This window comes from Dyadobacter sp. 32, assembly GCF_902506755.1.
Lineage (GTDB): Bacteria > Bacteroidota > Bacteroidia > Cytophagales > Spirosomataceae > Dyadobacter.
This window is the reverse complement of the sequence record NZ_LR735258.1, coordinates 3,115,584-3,130,895: the sequence shown is the minus strand read 5'-3', so window position 1 is coordinate 3,130,895 and position 15,312 is coordinate 3,115,584. Positions and strand designations below refer to the sequence as shown.

At 43.7% G+C, this 15,312-nt stretch carries 14 protein-coding genes; 10 read left to right on the top strand and 4 right to left on the bottom strand.

What is annotated here, in order from left to right; genetic code table 11:
• Window positions 1-343: 343 nt before the first annotated feature.
• From DYADSP32_RS12780 to DYADSP32_RS12750, 7 genes are all read left to right on the top strand, one after another.
• Window positions 344-1,354, top strand: a complete 1,011-nt coding sequence (locus tag DYADSP32_RS12780; protein WP_149242373.1) for a bile acid:sodium symporter family protein — start codon at window positions 344-346, stop codon at window positions 1,352-1,354.
• 108 nt (window positions 1,355-1,462) lie between these two features.
• Window positions 1,463-2,098 carry a DUF4230 domain-containing protein gene (locus tag DYADSP32_RS12775; RefSeq protein WP_414617724.1) on the top strand — a complete coding sequence of 212 codons (636 nt, stop codon included), beginning with the start codon at window positions 1,463-1,465 and terminating at the stop codon, window positions 2,096-2,098.
• A gap of 50 nt (window positions 2,099-2,148) precedes the next feature.
• Window positions 2,149-3,510, top strand: a complete 1,362-nt coding sequence (locus DYADSP32_RS12770; protein WP_149242374.1) for a glutamine synthetase family protein — start codon at window positions 2,149-2,151, stop codon at window positions 3,508-3,510.
• 172 nt (window positions 3,511-3,682) lie between these two features.
• Entirely contained in the window at window positions 3,683-4,456 is a 774-nt protein-coding gene (locus tag DYADSP32_RS12765) for a glucose 1-dehydrogenase (protein WP_149242375.1), read from the top strand.
• A 90-nt stretch (window positions 4,457-4,546) separates the two neighbouring features.
• Window positions 4,547-5,941, top strand: coding sequence for an aldehyde dehydrogenase family protein (locus DYADSP32_RS12760; RefSeq protein ID WP_149242376.1), 1,395 nt, complete (start codon window positions 4,547-4,549; stop codon window positions 5,939-5,941).
• 145 nt (window positions 5,942-6,086) lie between these two features.
• Entirely contained in the window at window positions 6,087-6,794 is a 708-nt protein-coding gene (locus DYADSP32_RS12755; protein WP_149242377.1) for a glutamine amidotransferase-related protein, read from the top strand.
• A 50-nt stretch (window positions 6,795-6,844) separates the two neighbouring features.
• Window positions 6,845-7,366 carry a phosphoribosyltransferase family protein gene (locus DYADSP32_RS12750; protein ID WP_149242378.1) on the top strand — a complete coding sequence of 174 codons (522 nt, stop codon included), beginning with the start codon at window positions 6,845-6,847 and terminating at the stop codon, window positions 7,364-7,366.
• Between the two features lie 16 nt (window positions 7,367-7,382).
• On the opposite strand, the gene DYADSP32_RS12745 is transcribed toward DYADSP32_RS12750, so the two are convergent.
• From DYADSP32_RS12745 to DYADSP32_RS12730, 4 genes are all read right to left on the bottom strand, one after another.
• On the bottom strand, window positions 7,383-7,607 hold the full coding sequence (locus DYADSP32_RS12745) for a hypothetical protein (RefSeq protein WP_149242379.1): 225 nt from the start codon (window positions 7,605-7,607) through the stop codon (window positions 7,383-7,385).
• A 44-nt stretch (window positions 7,608-7,651) separates the two neighbouring features.
• A complete protein-coding gene (locus DYADSP32_RS12740; RefSeq protein WP_414617723.1) occupies window positions 7,652-8,620 on the bottom strand; it encodes a hypothetical protein in 969 nt (322 codons plus the stop codon).
• A 245-nt stretch (window positions 8,621-8,865) separates the two neighbouring features.
• On the bottom strand, window positions 8,866-10,812 hold the full coding sequence (locus tag DYADSP32_RS12735; protein ID WP_149242380.1) for a KUP/HAK/KT family potassium transporter: 1,947 nt from the start codon (window positions 10,810-10,812) through the stop codon (window positions 8,866-8,868).
• Window positions 10,813-10,902: 90 nt separating this feature from the next.
• On the bottom strand, window positions 10,903-12,252 hold the full coding sequence (locus DYADSP32_RS12730) for an Nramp family divalent metal transporter (RefSeq protein WP_149244863.1): 1,350 nt from the start codon (window positions 12,250-12,252) through the stop codon (window positions 10,903-10,905).
• Between the two features lie 223 nt (window positions 12,253-12,475).
• Between DYADSP32_RS12730 and DYADSP32_RS12725 the strand changes: the two genes are divergently transcribed.
• From DYADSP32_RS12725 to DYADSP32_RS12715, 3 genes are read left to right on the top strand one after another with little or no spacing between them, the layout of a single operon-like run.
• A complete protein-coding gene (locus tag DYADSP32_RS12725) occupies window positions 12,476-13,138 on the top strand; it encodes a metal-dependent transcriptional regulator (RefSeq protein WP_149242381.1) in 663 nt (220 codons plus the stop codon).
• Between the two features lie 13 nt (window positions 13,139-13,151).
• Entirely contained in the window at window positions 13,152-14,234 is a 1,083-nt protein-coding gene (locus tag DYADSP32_RS12720; protein WP_149242382.1) for an LptF/LptG family permease, read from the top strand.
• Window positions 14,234-15,142, top strand: a complete 909-nt coding sequence (locus DYADSP32_RS12715; protein ID WP_149242383.1) for a DMT family transporter — start codon at window positions 14,234-14,236, stop codon at window positions 15,140-15,142. Before DYADSP32_RS12720 ends, DYADSP32_RS12715 begins: the two co-directional genes overlap by 1 nt.
• The last annotated feature ends 170 nt before the right edge of the window (window positions 15,143-15,312 follow it).

The window sequence follows — 15,312 nt, the reverse complement described above, 5'->3', positions numbered from 1 at the left end:
TTTCATTTCAAATCTTTCCATCTACCAGCTTTATTTTAGCTGTGGTAATACTTCCTTAACGTAATCCAGGTCGTGTTTCCTAATGTCGCTATTCAGGGCATAGTTGGGATTTCTGGTTTTCCCAATTTTATTTCCACTGTTAGCCTGCACTGGTTACTTGATCCTTGAAGGCCTTTGAATTCCACCTGACGCATGTACCTGATCCATGAAGTGTTTTACAAAACAAGAAAATTGAACGGTTTTATTGCAAACTTTGATGTGTTTTGTGAATTGATTAAAGAAGCCATGGACTGTTGACTTATTTTTTGTAGGCTGGTTTGAGTGGCAGTATCAATGTTTTAGGATGAAGAAGGTTTTGGAAATTGCCGCTAAGGCTGGACTGGATGGGTTTTTACTTGCGCTTTTGGCCATGATTAGCCTTGCGTGGGTGTGGCCGTACCCAGGTATGAAAAATAGTCCCTTGCATTTGGGTGAGATTTCGACTTACGCTGTGTCTGTGATTTTCTTTTTTTATGGCCTGAGGCTAAGTCCGGAAAAACTTCGCAGCGGTCTGGTCAACTGGAAGTTACACACCATTGTGCACGTGTCTACATTCGTTTTTTTCCCGTTGATAGCGTTGGCATTTCGGCCACTGTTCAAAACAGAGGAAAGCAAGGTAATCTGGTTGGGGATCTTCTTTTTGACTGCGCTACCTTCGACCGTATCTTCCTCGGTCGTAATGGTTTCAATTGCCAGGGGCAATATCCCTGCCGCCATTTTCAATTCTTCAGTTTCCAGTCTGATAGGTGTTTTTGTCACTCCTCTATGGATGGGGCTCGTGTTAAATACGGATTCAGGTCAAATCCCAGGACATTTTGATCTCGGTTCAGTAGTCGGAAAATTAGCATTGCAAGTATTGCTACCAGTAATTGCCGGAATAGTGCTGAACAAGCGTTGGGGATATTTTGCTGAAAAACATAAACGATACATTCGTTACTTTGATCAGTCCTCTATTTTGCTCATCGTTTACACATCCTTTTGTGAATCCTTTGGGGAGCATCTTTTTAAAGGGTTCGCAGTAAAAGATATCCTTCTTTTAGGGACTGGAATGATGCTCATGTTTTTTGTAATTTATTTTACACTTACATTAATTTGTAGTCTTTTGAAATTTAGCCGGGAAGATAGAATTACAGCGGTTTTTTGCGGTTCGAAAAAATCCCTGGTACAGGGGGCGGTGATGTCAAAGGTGCTTTTTCCTGGTGCGCAGGCTGGTGTGATACTTTTGCCAATCATGTTGTACCATGCACTACAACTTATTGCTGCCAGCGTGCTTGCGCAACGTATCGGCAGGGAACAGAATGAGGCGGGAGGGTGAAGTCTTTTATTGATTTAGTCATTGTTGGGTGAAAAAAATATCGATAATGGAATAGAGGTCCAACTATATCGCAAAATATGGTAACTTGTTTTTCTTAAATTATCACCAATGCAACCACCTATGCGATTTTTGTCCTGGCTCGTCCGTTTTCTTGTGTTTATTGTCATTCTCGTAGGATTGAAAACACTTTGGGGCAATTTTAGTGCCGGTAACTGGTTCCCCGATTGGCTTTCAGGAGAAGATAAAACGGAATCGGTTCATACGATTGTTTTGCAGGAAATGACCGCAATGGGGAAACTGGAACTGGTTAAGTATAATTTCAAGGACGTGGTGGAGCAGGAAGTGATAAAAACCTGGTTGCCCAATGCAAAAGCGGTGCTGATTGTGCAAGGTGAAGCGATCGGCTGTGTGGATTTGACCCAAATGAAGATTGCTGATATTACTACCGAGCAGGAAACGCTGGTGGTGAATATGCCGGAGCCGGAGCTTTGTGTTTTTAAAATTGATCATGAAAAATCAAAAATATATAATACCGAATACGCTTTTACTGACGAAGGTAAATTGGTTCAGGAGGCGTATAAACAGGCAGAAAAGCAAATCCAGAAATCAGCCCTGGATATGGGAATTATAGAGCAGACCAAGGATAACGCACGGAAAATACTTACGCCAATGCTGGAAAAAGCCTCAGGTAAAAAGGTGCTGATAAAATTTCCTATGAATGCGAAAATGGATAAATTGCGCTGATCTCATTTTGACCCCAGTTGAGGCGTTAAGTGCCTCCATAAATAAAGAACATGTTAACATTAGAAGGATTTGAAAAAATGGTGGCCGACGACCTGATTGAAACGGTTGTGGTGGCATTTACGGACCATTACGGCCGTTTGATGGGTAAACGGGTAGACGCGGAGTATTTTCTGGATAGTGTGGTAAAATCAGGTACACATGGGTGTAACTATTTGCTTACTACCGATATGGCAATGGATCCGGTACCGGGTTATCAATATGCCAATTGGGAACTGGGTTATGGTGATTTCCACATGGTGCCAGACATGTCAACCTTGCGTGTAGCAGACTGGCTGGACAAAACAGCCATGATTGTTTGTGATCTGCACAACGAAAAGACGCACCGGCCGGAATCAATCGCCCCGAGATCCATTCTGAAAAAACAACTGGATGTTCTTGCACTGGATGATCTGAAATGTTTCGCTGCGTCGGAGCTGGAATATTACCTTCTTGAGAACACATATAAACAAGCGTTCGAACAAAACTATCAAAATCTATCCCCGGCGGGATACTATCTGGAGGATTACCACATTTTACAAGGCACACGTAACGAGAAGTTTACCTCTGCGGTTCGCCGTCATCTTAAGAAGTCGGGTATACCCGTTGAAACTTCGAAAGGGGAGTGGGGGCTGGGGCAGCATGAATTGAATGTACGCTATTCGGAAGTCCTCCCGATGGCCGACAACCATGTGATTTACAAGCAATGCATGAAGGAAGTAGCTGATGCAATGGGGTTGTCTGTAACCTTTATGGCCAAATTTACTACCGATCAGGCAGGATCAAGCAGCCATATTCACATGAGCCTGTGGAAAGATGGTAAAAATGCTTTCGCGGGTGACACGGCCTTCGGTCCGGTAAAAGGTTCCGACCTGTTTCGTTGGTTTCTGGGCGGTTGGATCAAACATGTACCGGATGTGATGCCGTTTTATGCTCCAACTATAAATTCTTACAAACGTTTTGTGGATGGATCCTGGGCGCCCACACGTCTTGCGTGGAGCTATGACAACCGAACAGCAGGTTTTCGTGTAGTTGGAAGCGGCCCTAGCTTACGTATTGAATGCCGCATTCCCGGGGCCGATTGTAACCCGTACCTGGCATTCGCAGCCTCATTGGCTTCGGGGCTGGCTGGAATAAAAAATAAGATTGAGCCTCCAGAGATATTTGTGGGTGATATTTATGCAGCTGCGCATTTGCCCCGAGTTCCATACACATTAGCAGAAGCAACCTCCTTATTTGAAAACAGCGAATTTGCTAAAGAGGCATTTGGCGCCGAGGTTGTGGAGCACTACAGTCATTTCTTTAAAACAGAGCAACGGGCTTACGACAAATCGGTAACAGACTGGGAAAGAAAAAGGTATTTTGAACAGATATAGTACCCTTTGGTAGTTTACACAGAGATACTCGGAGTTTGAAAAGGAGAAACACAAAGCTTAAAGCATATTATACGCAGGGATTCGCAGAGCTATTCATAGCTGTTTTCAAAAACCTCTGTGTAGACTTTATTTGAAGTATAGAATCATCACATAATTAATACATAAACAAAAAATGCGATTAGAAAATAAAGTTGCGCTCATCACCGGCGGAAGCGGTGGAATAGGTCGGGAAACGGCCTTGTTATTTGCTAAGGAAGGTGCAAAGATCGTGGTGACCGATGTAAATGACGAAGCAGGGCAGGCCACGGCCGACGAAGTGAATGCAAACGGAGGCGAAGCTTACTTCATACATTCAGATGTATCCAAAGCTGCTGACAATGAAGCTGCTGTAAAATTCACAGAGGAGAAGTTCGGTAAGCTCAACATCATCTTCAACAACGCAGGGATTATGCACAGCGACGATGATAATGCCATGAGTACCGAAGAATCCATTTGGGATCTGACCATGAATATCAACGCCAAGGGCGTATTCCTTGGTTGCAAATATGGTATTCCTGCACTGCAGCGTGCCGGGGGAGGATCGATCATTAATACAGCGTCTTTTGTCGCCATTTTAGGAGCGGCTACTCCGCAAATCGCGTATACCGCCAGTAAGGGGGCCGTTTTGGCTTTGACGCGAGAGCTTGCTGTTATTCACGCACGAGAGAATATCAGGGTTAATGCGTTGTGTCCGGGTCCGTTACGGACAGAATTACTGATGAAATTTTTGAATACGGAAGAGAAAAAACAACGTCGCCTGGTTCATATCCCCATGGGTCGCTTTGGTGAAGCAAAGGAAATGGCTTATGCTGCATTGTTCCTTGCCTCTGACGAATCGTCATTTGTAACTGGAACTGATTTTCTCGTAGATGGCGGTATAACTTCCGCATATGTAACACCGATTTAATTTTGGAGAAGGGAGGGTGGACCCACGGGAGAAATGGCTTGCTTGTTCTTCCATTGGCCATCTTTCCTTCCTCTTTTCCCCTGAAAACCCATGTCTACACAAAAAACAATAAGCCCTATTGACGGGTCGGTCTATGTTGAACGTACATTGGCCGCCGATTCCGAGGTTCAGACAGCGCTGGCAAAGGCCGTTCTGGCCCAAAGAGAATGGAGAAAAACCACGCTTGCTGAACGGGAAGCAATTTGTCGGAAAGCAGTAGCGTACTTTTTAAATAATGCGGATGAAATAGGGCTGGAACTTACCTGGCAAATGGGCAGGCCAATCCGTTACACGGCAAATGAAATTCGCAAAGGATTTAATGATCGTGCCAACTACATGATATCGATCGCAGGTAAAGCACTTGCTGATGTGGAAGTGGAAGAAATTCAGGGCTTCAAAAGATTTATTCGTCGTGATCCCTTAGGTGTGGTTTTCGTAGTTGCGCCATGGAATTACCCTTATCTGACATCGGTAAATACTGTTATCCCTGCAATTATGGCGGGAAATGCGGTGATTCTGAAACATGCGCAACAAACGCCACTTTGCGCAGAGCGCTATGCTGCCGCATTTGACTATGCCGGACTGCCGGAGGGTGTTTTTCAATACCTGCATTTGAGTCATCAGCAGGTGGCTGATGTAATTGGTGACGAGCGGGTTGATTATGTCGCGTTTACCGGATCTGTGGAAGGAGGTCATGCAGTGCAGCAAGCTATCAATAAACGATTCATTGTAGGCGGTCTGGAACTAGGGGGCAAAGATCCTGCTTACGTTCGGGCCGATGCAGATCTTTCGGATGCGATTGAGAATCTGGTTGATGGTTCTTTTTTTAATTCCGGACAGTCCTGTTGCGGTATTGAACGGATTTATGTGCACGAAGACGTGTATGAAAAATTCATAGAAGGCTTTGTAGAAATGACTAAGACCTATACGCTGGGGAATCCATTAAATGCGGAGACTACGCTTGGCCCCATGGTAAGGGTATCCGCTGCTAATTTTGCTCAGAAACAAATTGATGAAGCCGTAGGGCAGGGTGCTAAGGCATTGATAGATCCGGATCTTTTTCCTGCCAACCAGCCGGGAACACCTTATCTTGCGCCTCAGGTCTTGGTAAACGTGAACCATTCTATGGAGATCATGACGGAGGAAACTTTCGCGCCGGTAGTTGGGATCATGCCGGTAAAAAGTGATGAAGAGGCGATCCGCTTAATGAATGACAGTCAGTATGGTCTTACGGCTTCCATCTGGACGAAGGATTTGGAGACGGCCTTGAAAATCGGCGAGCAGGTAGAAACAGGCACATGGTTTATGAATCGTTGTGATTATCTGGATCCAGCACTCGCCTGGACAGGGGTGAAAAATTCGGGTCGTGGATGTACACTTTCGACAGTCGGTTATGAAGCACTGACAAGGCCAAAGTCCTTTCATCTGAAGATGCCCTTAAGCTGATATCTGTGAAATCTGCAATACCAAAGGATTGTTGCTTTCCGTTTCCTGTCATTAAGAAAATATTTAAACAAAATCTGTAAAAGGGTTATTGGGCTAACAGCGGTCCGCCGCGTGACCCAAAGCTGACTGCTCACTGCTATTGGAAATGAAAATCGGACTTTTGGAGTGTGACCACGTAAGGGATGAGTTGAAACATATTGCAGGGGACTATCGACAGATGTTCCCTGCGTTGTTTGCACAAGTTGCACCTGATTGGGGATTTGAGTTCTATGATGTTTGCAACGGGCACTTTCCTGATGATACCAGTGAATGCGATGCTTATATCTGCACCGGTTCGAAAAATTCTGTTTATGACAACGAAGAATGGATCGTTCGTTTACAAGCTTTTGTTCGGGAGCTTCGCGATTCGGGAAAAGTCTATGTGGGTATTTGCTTTGGACATCAGTTGCTGGGTGAGTCGTTGGCAGGGAAGGTTCAGAAATCTGAAGTGGGTTGGTGTGTGGGTATTCACTCTTTTGAAGTTTTAAGAACTGAAAAATGGATGGCGCCCTCACTTTCAGTCTTTAATCTCTTGATGATGTGTCAGGATCAGGTGTTACAATTGCCCACGGGAAGTTTATTGCTGGCAAGAACTGAAGATTGCCCAAATGCCATATTTCAGGTTGGTGATAACATGCTGGGTATTCAGGCACATCCTGAATTTTCCAAAGAATATGACCAGGCTTTAATGGAACTTCGTGTGGAACGCATTGGACAAGAAAAGGTTGCAACGGGCATCTCAAGTCTTCAAATGACATTAAATGACCTGGAAGTAGCATCCTGGATTCGTAACTTTATTGAGATGAAGCGGTAGTTTTCAAGCGCATTATCTAACTTTACTTCTTCAAGAATCTTCACAATGCAATGACTGAAAATAGCAACACGGTACGACGCCAGATATTAAGTTCATTACAGACAAGTCAAAAAATACGGAGGATCGCCTTTGAAATATATGAGCAGAACTTCGAAGAGAGCAGTTTACTCATAGCTGGTATTGAGGGTGAAGGTTATGCATTTGCAGGTAAACTTGCGAATGAGCTACGTGATATTTCACCGCTTGAGATACAGCTTATCGAGTTGCGTTTCGACAAGAACATTCATCACCAGAGCCCAATTTTGTTTGATAGCGAGACTGTTCAGGTTGAGAATAAGGTGGTGGTTGTGGCAGACGACGTACTTAATACCGGAAGAACCCTCGCCTTTGCATTGGAACCATTTCTAAAGGTGAGGATGAAGAAGGTTCAGGTGGCTGTCATGGTGGATCGCAGCCATCATTTATTCCCGGTTCACGCAGATTATGTGGGTTATTCGCTGAGTACCACTATTCGTGAGCATGTAGAGGTAGTTCTAAGCAGAGATGGAGAGGATGGAGTTTATTTAAAATAGCAATTTTCCTAAGATGTTAACGCATAAAGGTCGACTGGACTTTTGCCACAAATTCTTCGGTTACTCCTGCAAGAGCTGCGACCCGGGCAATTTCGAAGTCAGTATCTAAAAGGAGGTTTTTAACAAACTGGTGGTCTTTTCTCTCCGCTGCTTCTTTCAGTCCCAATTTAATGCCTTCTTTACGGCCTTCTTTACGCCCTTCTTCTCTATTGAGCATCATAATTGTTTCAATGATTCCCATAACACTCTAATTGCTCGTTAGAATTTCTATTCCCGGCCAGCTTGTTAACTACTGATTTCCGAACGTATTTTGCTCACATAAGCTTCGGTTACCCCTGTAAGAGCAGCGATCCTGGCAGTTTCGAAGTCAGTATTTAAAAGGAGGTTCTTAACAAACGCGTAGTCTTTTCTCTCGGATGCCTCTTTCAGTCCCATTTTAATCCCCTCTTCCCGTCCCTCTTCGCGTCCCTCTTCGCGTCCCTCTTCGCGTCCCTCTTCTCTAGTGATCATCTTGATTGTTTCAATGATTCCCATCGCGTTGTGATTGTTTGTTAAAAAATCAATTTCTTTATCAAAGTTAAAATTTATTTTGGGGTTTTCAATGTGTATGAAAGTCTTCAAAAAGAATAGAAAACGCCTGATTTTTTCAGAGTCGTACCTTTGACTTTGTACCAGTGTTCTTGCAATCATCAGTCGTTGTTGCCCTAAATCTTCATCCGGTATTTTGCCCATCAGCAAGGCCTTCTGTGCCGCCAGAATTACCAGTGCAAACAAGTTGTGCATTGTTAGCAGCTCGCTCTCGTTGTGGTCGAAAATATGGTAAGCGTTGTATTCATATCTGATTTCTGTGCCTAAAAAGCGGTGCTCAAAATGTGTAGGTCGGTTGGTTACACTGTCGCCGGTGAAAATTGCAACTGCAGTAATGGGTACGTTATACCGGTCGTAAATCCGGTAGAAGTACTGAAACATTCTTTTTGGGAAATTTTTGTCGTTTTTGTGCTGTATTTCAAGATGTATCAGTATCCATTCTTCGTTGCCATTGATCAGAAAAGATTTTACCAACATATCAACAAAACGACTTCCACCCTTTTTGTCAAGTTCCGGAAAGAGTTCATGCAGTTCCTTATCCATAAACTCAAAGCCTTTGTGCATGTCAAATATGGTCTCAGCGCCTTTAAAGAAGAACCGTAGAAGATCGGGAAAGGATTCTTCGAAGGCGCTTTTGAGTAAGACATCATTTTTTTTACGCATCATTCGGAACGTTTACGAGGAATTTAGTGACGTTAGGAGTGTATTGAAGTCACGTTTTTGAGGTTTATTCCGAACGACCATCTGTCTGATCTTACAGGATGGAGGGAGCAATTGTATTTGAATTAGAGATGTAAAATGTTGAATTTCAATGTGTATATCAGGGTGTTTATCGAATTTTTGTCAAATAAAAAGGATCAGGTCTCTATATGAAACCCGATCCTTTTCACTTCTCTGTAAGTGTTTTTTTATCAGCTATAAACCCTCTTGAGTTTTATATTCTCCACGGGCCGAATGATAAGCGGTACTTTTTCAATTTTTACAGAACTACTGTCTAGCCCGAACCACTTGTCTTCCGGTGTAGTAAAATCTTTGACAAAGAAATAAGTTTTCATGACGAGCTGCTCTACAAAGGGCAGGTCGTTTTCGAAGGAAAGAAATCTTTCCAAAACTACGAATCTGAAATCTCCGGTGATATTCTGGCGATTAAGCGACTCATATCGGCTGGTAATATCCACTTCCTTATTCATAACCATATCTTCCACCACCTTTCTGAAGAAAAGGTTGATCCGTTGTTCAACTCTGAAACCAAGACGGAAATTGATTTTGATAATGTTGTCATCGTCATCATCATCGGCCATCACCTTATATTCCATGGTGTAAGGATCATCGGTGGTGTCCACATGTAAAAACCAATAAATATCGGCTCGCTTGGGTCTCTTCTGAAAAATGGAATAAATGACCTTTGTTTCGATTTCGGATGCGCGTGAGGCATTGGTCATAAAAACCAGGTGTGTGGAGTATTTTGGAATGCTGATATCCCTGCTGAGTTCGTGTAATGCCGGGACGTATTTTTCTAATTTTGTATACTCTGTTAACCGCAACTTGATGTAGAATGCCCTTAACCACACAGACATGAGCCCGGCAACCAGAACGCCAATCAGGATAGTGAACCATCCACCATGGGCAAATTTGAGCAAATTAGCTCCTAAGAACAACCCTTCGATGGTCAAATACAAAAGCATAAAGCCAATAACAATCCAAAGATTGACTCTTTTTAAGTACAGGTAATATGAAAACAGTATCGTGGTCATGATCATGGTCATCGTAATGGCAAGTCCATAGGCCGCTTCCATGTTTGCAGATTCCTTGAAGTACAGTACGACAGCCATGCAGCCAAGCCATAATAACCAGTTGATGCTCGGTACATAAAGTTGCCCCTTCTGGTCGCTTGGATATACCAGGCGAACCTTTGGCCAGAAATTTAAGCGAATTGCTTCTGAAATCAGCGTAAAAGAACCAGATATCAATGCCTGGCTGGCGATAATCGCTGCTGAAGTTGCTATGATGATTCCTGGTAACAACCACCATTCGGGCATAATCTCATAAAAAGGCTTTCTCGAGTTCAGCAGGTTTCCAACCTCAGAAAGCAACCAGGCTCCTTGTCCGAAATAGTTAAGTACCAGGCAGCTTTTGACAAATATCCAGCTGATTCGAATGTTTTCCCTGCCGCAGTGCCCCAAATCGGTGTAGAGAGCTTCTGCACCCGTGGTACAAAGAAATACAGCGCCCAGCATCCAGAATCCCCCGGGGTGATTGGTAAGCAGGTCAAAGCCGTATTTTGGATTAAAGGCCTTGAGGATCTCCGGGTGTTCGATGATCTGATATACACCGAGTACACCCAGCATCACAAACCACGTAACCATGATAGGCCCGAAAGCTCTACCGACTGCTTTGGTACCAAAAGCCTGAATAATAAAAATCAGCGTAAGAATTCCTATTACAATAGGAATAGTTTGAATGTCGGGGTAAATGAGCTGTAACCCCTCAACAGCGGATGCGACGGAAATGGGCGGAGTGATAATCCCGTCAGCCAGCAAAGTGCTGCCACCAATAATGGCGGGAACGGTGAGCCATTTCGCATGTTTCCTTACCAATGCATAAAGCGCAAAAATCCCTCCTTCACCGCGGTTGTCGGCCCTGAGTATCAGGATCACATATTTAACGGTGGTTTGTAAGGTTAGCGTCCAGAATATGCAGGAAATGGACCCATAGATGATTTCCTCTGTAATTTTTTCATTGAGGATAATCGCCTGCATGACATAGAGTGGCGAGGTGCCAATATCTCCGTAAATAATACCGAATGCAACAAGGATGCCGGCGGCAGACAATTTGTCGAGATGATGCTTGGATTCCATTCAATCAGGTTAAAAACGGCGAAAGTTAGGAAACCGCTTTCAAAGAAGATACTGGAATGCAAAAATAAATTTGATTCAAAGACTGTGCTCCTAAAGTAGTGTACGGAATAGCAGGTAGATATTGAGGCTCATGATGATTGCACTAACCGTCCAGGCGATAACATTAACTGGCTTGGAGTTGACAAATTTACCCATCATGGTTTTGTTTGAAGTAAATACCACCAGTGGTACTACCGCAAAGCTAAGTTGTAACGACAGAATTACCTGACTGAATACCAGCAGGTCAGCGGTTCCCTTTTCTCCATAAAGAATAGCTACGATAAGCGCCGGAACGATTGCTATTCCTCTGGTAATTAGGCGCCTCAGCCATGGCTTCAGCCGGATGTTGAGAAATCCTTCCATGACAATCTGGCCGGCCAGGGTTCCGGTGAGTGTAGAACTTTGACCAGACGCAAGTAAAGCCAGTGCAAAGAAAATACCTGCGAGTTCAACACCCAGTAACGGATCGAGCAGGTGATAGGCGTCTGTAATATCGGCAATTTCATAATGTCCAGAGCTGTGAAAAGTTGCTGCGGCCAGGATGAGAATGGAAGCATTGATGAAAAAAGCAAGTCCCAGTGAGACGGTTGAATCGATCGTGGCAAATTTTATGGCACTTTTCTTCCCCTCGTCATCTCTTTTGAAAGCGCGGGTCTGCACAATGCCAGAGTGTAGATATAAATTGTGAGGCATTACAGTCGCTCCGAGTATTCCGATAGCGATATATAACATGCCGGGGTCTGTAATAATCTGTGTCTTTGGTAAAATTCCACCTAAAATTCCTGATACTGAGGGTTGCGAAACGATCATTTCGTATAAAAAACTAAATAATATCAAGCCCATCAGGCCAGCAACAATGCTTTCAATGAGGCGAAATCCCTTTTGCTGAAAGTATAAAATGATCAATACATCCAGGGCAGTGACCACCACACCCACCGGAAGTGGCAATCCGAAAAGTAAGTTTAGGGCTATTGCCGAACCAATTACTTCTGCCAGGTCGGTTGCGGCAATGGCTATTTCGCATAATACCCAAAGCATTCGCGATACAGGTTTTGAGTAATAATCGCGGCAAGCTTGTGCAAGGTCCCGGCCCGAAGCAATCCCAAGTTTTAAAGCCAGATGCTGCAGCAGCATTGCAAAAAGATTGGAAATAAGGATAACCGAAAGTAATGCATAGCCAAATCGCGATCCACCTTCGATATCAGTGGCCCAGTTGCCCGGATCGATGTAACCCACAGCAACCATCAGCCCGGGTCCGGTAAATGCCATTAGTTTTTTCCAAAAACCTACTCCCTCAGGAACAGCAATTGACGAATGCACTTCTGAAAGCGAAGCAAGTTGATTATCGTGGGCAACGAATTTTTGGGAAAAGTCCTTTTTGGATAACGGGTTGTCTGGCATTTCTTTATCAGCTACAATATCAATTCTGAATACTGAAAACAAAGATAGGTGTACTTTTAAATATATTTTAGGTTAGTCTAAATTTTTTTTAATTTGATTAGTAAATCGTACTTTTGTGATTCGCTCAAATTACAGATTCTTTAATGTCTGTTACGTCATGAAGTTTTAGAGCGACCATATTTAACGCCAGTGGCTATTGCCTGACCGCTCTTAGCTAATACTTATGCAAAATTCCTTCACAGAAGAAAACTATTTAAAGATCATCCACGCTTTGTCTGGCAGGGAAGGTTTGGAAGTAAGTACAAATGCTTTGGCTGAAAGTACTTCAACACGTGCCGCGTCGGTCACCGATATGCTTCGCAAGCTTGCAGAAAAGGGGTTAATACATTATAAAAAATACCAGGGTGTAAGATTAACGGAGAGCGGAGAGAAAGTAGCGATTAACGTGATTCGCAAACACCGGCTCTGGGAGGTGTTTTTGGTTGAAAAACTAGGCTTTGGCTGGGATGAAGTTCATGATATTGCAGAGGAACTCGAACACATCCCATCAGAAGTATTGGTAGAAAAGCTCGATGCATTTCTTGGACATCCAAGGTTTGACCCCCACGGGGACCCTATTCCGGATGCTAAGGGAAACCTTACCGAGCCGGATTATTTGATCCTGACTGATGTGCAAATTGGCGAGAAAGTACTGATGATGGGTGTTTTGGATCACGCGCCTCCATTTCTCCAGCATTTGGACAGGTCGGGTATTACACTCGGATGCGAGATTGAAATAGAAGAAAAAAATGAATACGATAAATCCGCCTCCGTACGCATTGACGGTAGCCGGACGTTGTTTATAAGTCTGGAAGTTTCAAAGAATTTATTAGTGCAACGCGGATGAGACTTACCCAGCCATGAGATTAAAAATATTGGATCGTTATCTGATCAAGAATTTCCTGATTACCTATGTCTTTGTCGCTTTTGTGATCGTACTCATCATCTGTATGATCGACTACACCGAGAAGGTGGATGATTTTCTTGACAAAAAAGCACCCTTAAAAGCGATCCTGATTGATTATTACCTCAATCTGATTCCCTACTGGATCAATTACATCAGTCCTTTGATGGTTTTCATTGCAACCGTTTTTTTTACCTCGCGAATAGCGGCCCGTACTGAAATTATTGCCATTCTCAGTAGTGGTATTAGTTTTGGCAGGCTTTTGCTGCCCTATATGGTGGGTGCCACAGTACTTGGAGGCATCACATTTCTTCAGGTGGGATGGATACTGCCCAAAGCAAATAAGATTCGTAATAGCTTTGAAAAAACCTATGTGAGGCAGGAGTTCTATTTTGGATCCAGAAACGTACATATTACCATTGCTCCAAATGTATATGCCTATCTGGAAAGCTATAATATTTCCACGCAGACCGGCAATAAATTTACAATGGAGACGGTAAAGGGAAATCAGTTGCTGCAGAAATTTTCGGCAGATAAATTGGTCTGGCAGCCCAAGAAGAAAAAGTGGACCTTGCAGAACTATCAGGTACGGACCTTTGATAAAATGGGTGAAACCATCAAGACAGGTACGGCGATAGATACAACAATCAATCTTTACCCGAAAGATTTTGAAAGTGATTATAATCTCTACGAGACTTTCACACTACCTGAACTGAACGACTATATAGCCCTGCTCAAAAGCCGGGGAGCAGATGGACTTGAGGTGTATCTGATTGAAAAATACATACGGTTCACACAACCGTTCGCCATTCTGATCCTGACTGCAATAGGGGTGATCGTATCGGCCCGTAAGAGCAGAAGAGGGGTTGGATGGCAGATCGCTCTAGGCTTTATGCTGGCGTTTATATACATACTTTTCTTCTTGTTGTCTAAGGGTGTAGCTGAAGCAGGTACCATTAACACGCTTTTTGCAGTGTGGCTGCCAAACATTGTTTTTTCATTCATTGGCTTTATCTTGTACAAGACGCTCCCTCGTTAATGTTTTCCGGATTGAATCTCAGGTCGTATTTACATTTGCATTTTCTGGTATTAATCTGGGGCTTCACAGCCATTGTTGGTCTTTTTGTGACCATATCACCCGTCGCCCTGGTGTTTTACCGCACTTTATTTGCTGCCCTTGGCCTTCTCGTGTTGATAAGGTTAAAAAGAAAGCGTTTCACGGTTAGCACCAGGGATTTGATCAGAATGCTTTTGGTAGGTCTGTTGTTGTCCGCTCATTGGATTTTATTTTTTGCCTCTGCCAGGGTCTCCACTGCGTCGGTGTGCCTTGCTGGTATGGCCACCACCTCGCTTTGGACAAGTCTTATTGAGCCGCTGGTAAACCGAAGGCCTGTTCGCCTGTTGGAGGTTGGCCTTGGCATTTTAGCTTTTGCAGGCCTTTACGTAGTTTTCCGCTTTGAATTTGATCATGCTTTCGGATTGCTGTTGGCTATTGCCTCGGCTTTCCTTGCTGCCTCCTTCACCGTAGCCAATAGCAGGCTGGTGCAAAGGATCGATGCTTTTGTGATCACCTTTTATGAAATGGTAGGGGCGAGTATTTTTTCAATGATCATCCTGATGTTTGCTGAATGGAGAGGCTGGACTTCCCCGGATCCGATTTGGCCGGTTGGGTATGATTGGGTCTGGATTCTTTTTCTTTCCTGGATATGTACCGTTTATGCCAGCAGCATGGCCACACAGCTCATGCGACAGTTTTCGGCCTATCTGATTAATCTTACCATCAACCTGGAGCCCGTTTACGGCATAGCTTTAGCATTTTTCTTTTTTGGTGAAAAAGAAAGGATGACAGATGGCTTTTACCTTGGAACCATCCTTATTCTGCTTGCGGTGTTGTTATACCCATTATTGCATAAGCGCAGATTGTTTAGGAGACGTGCTGAGATATAGCATTTTACTTTGCTCCTGATTATGCCAGGTTCCTTTCATTCTGAGGCACTCACCGCATACCGGATAATAATTATCTGCTGTTATAAAGATGGGTTTCGATTGGTCAGTTGGGTTAAAAACTCTGAAATCAAATAATAACCACTAATTTTGCCGATTGAACCAACCAGATA

Excerpts from the sequence above, each read along its gene's own strand:
- DYADSP32_RS12780 (WP_149242373.1), top strand. The coding sequence starts at position 344 with ATGAAGAAGGTTTTGGAAATTGCCGCTAAGGCTGGACTGGATGGGTTT.
- DYADSP32_RS12775 (WP_414617724.1), top strand. The coding sequence starts at position 1,463 with ATGCAACCACCTATGCGATTTTTGTCCTGGCTCGTCCGTTTTCTTGTG.
- DYADSP32_RS12770 (WP_149242374.1), top strand. The coding sequence starts at position 2,149 with ATGTTAACATTAGAAGGATTTGAAAAAATGGTGGCCGACGACCTGATT.
- DYADSP32_RS12765 (WP_149242375.1), top strand. The coding sequence starts at position 3,683 with ATGCGATTAGAAAATAAAGTTGCGCTCATCACCGGCGGAAGCGGTGGA.
- DYADSP32_RS12760 (WP_149242376.1), top strand. The coding sequence starts at position 4,547 with ATGTCTACACAAAAAACAATAAGCCCTATTGACGGGTCGGTCTATGTT.
- DYADSP32_RS12755 (WP_149242377.1), top strand. The coding sequence starts at position 6,087 with ATGAAAATCGGACTTTTGGAGTGTGACCACGTAAGGGATGAGTTGAAA.
- DYADSP32_RS12750 (WP_149242378.1), top strand. The coding sequence starts at position 6,845 with ATGACTGAAAATAGCAACACGGTACGACGCCAGATATTAAGTTCATTA.
- DYADSP32_RS12745 (WP_149242379.1), bottom strand. The coding sequence starts at position 7,607 with ATGGGAATCATTGAAACAATTATGATGCTCAATAGAGAAGAAGGGCGT.
- DYADSP32_RS12740 (WP_414617723.1), bottom strand. The coding sequence starts at position 8,620 with ATGATGCGTAAAAAAAATGATGTCTTACTCAAAAGCGCCTTCGAAGAA.
- DYADSP32_RS12735 (WP_149242380.1), bottom strand. The coding sequence starts at position 10,812 with ATGGAATCCAAGCATCATCTCGACAAATTGTCTGCCGCCGGCATCCTT.
- DYADSP32_RS12730 (WP_149244863.1), bottom strand. The coding sequence starts at position 12,252 with ATGCCAGACAACCCGTTATCCAAAAAGGACTTTTCCCAAAAATTCGTT.
- DYADSP32_RS12725 (WP_149242381.1), top strand. The coding sequence starts at position 12,476 with ATGCAAAATTCCTTCACAGAAGAAAACTATTTAAAGATCATCCACGCT.
- DYADSP32_RS12720 (WP_149242382.1), top strand. The coding sequence starts at position 13,152 with ATGAGATTAAAAATATTGGATCGTTATCTGATCAAGAATTTCCTGATT.
- DYADSP32_RS12715 (WP_149242383.1), top strand. The coding sequence starts at position 14,234 with ATGTTTTCCGGATTGAATCTCAGGTCGTATTTACATTTGCATTTTCTG.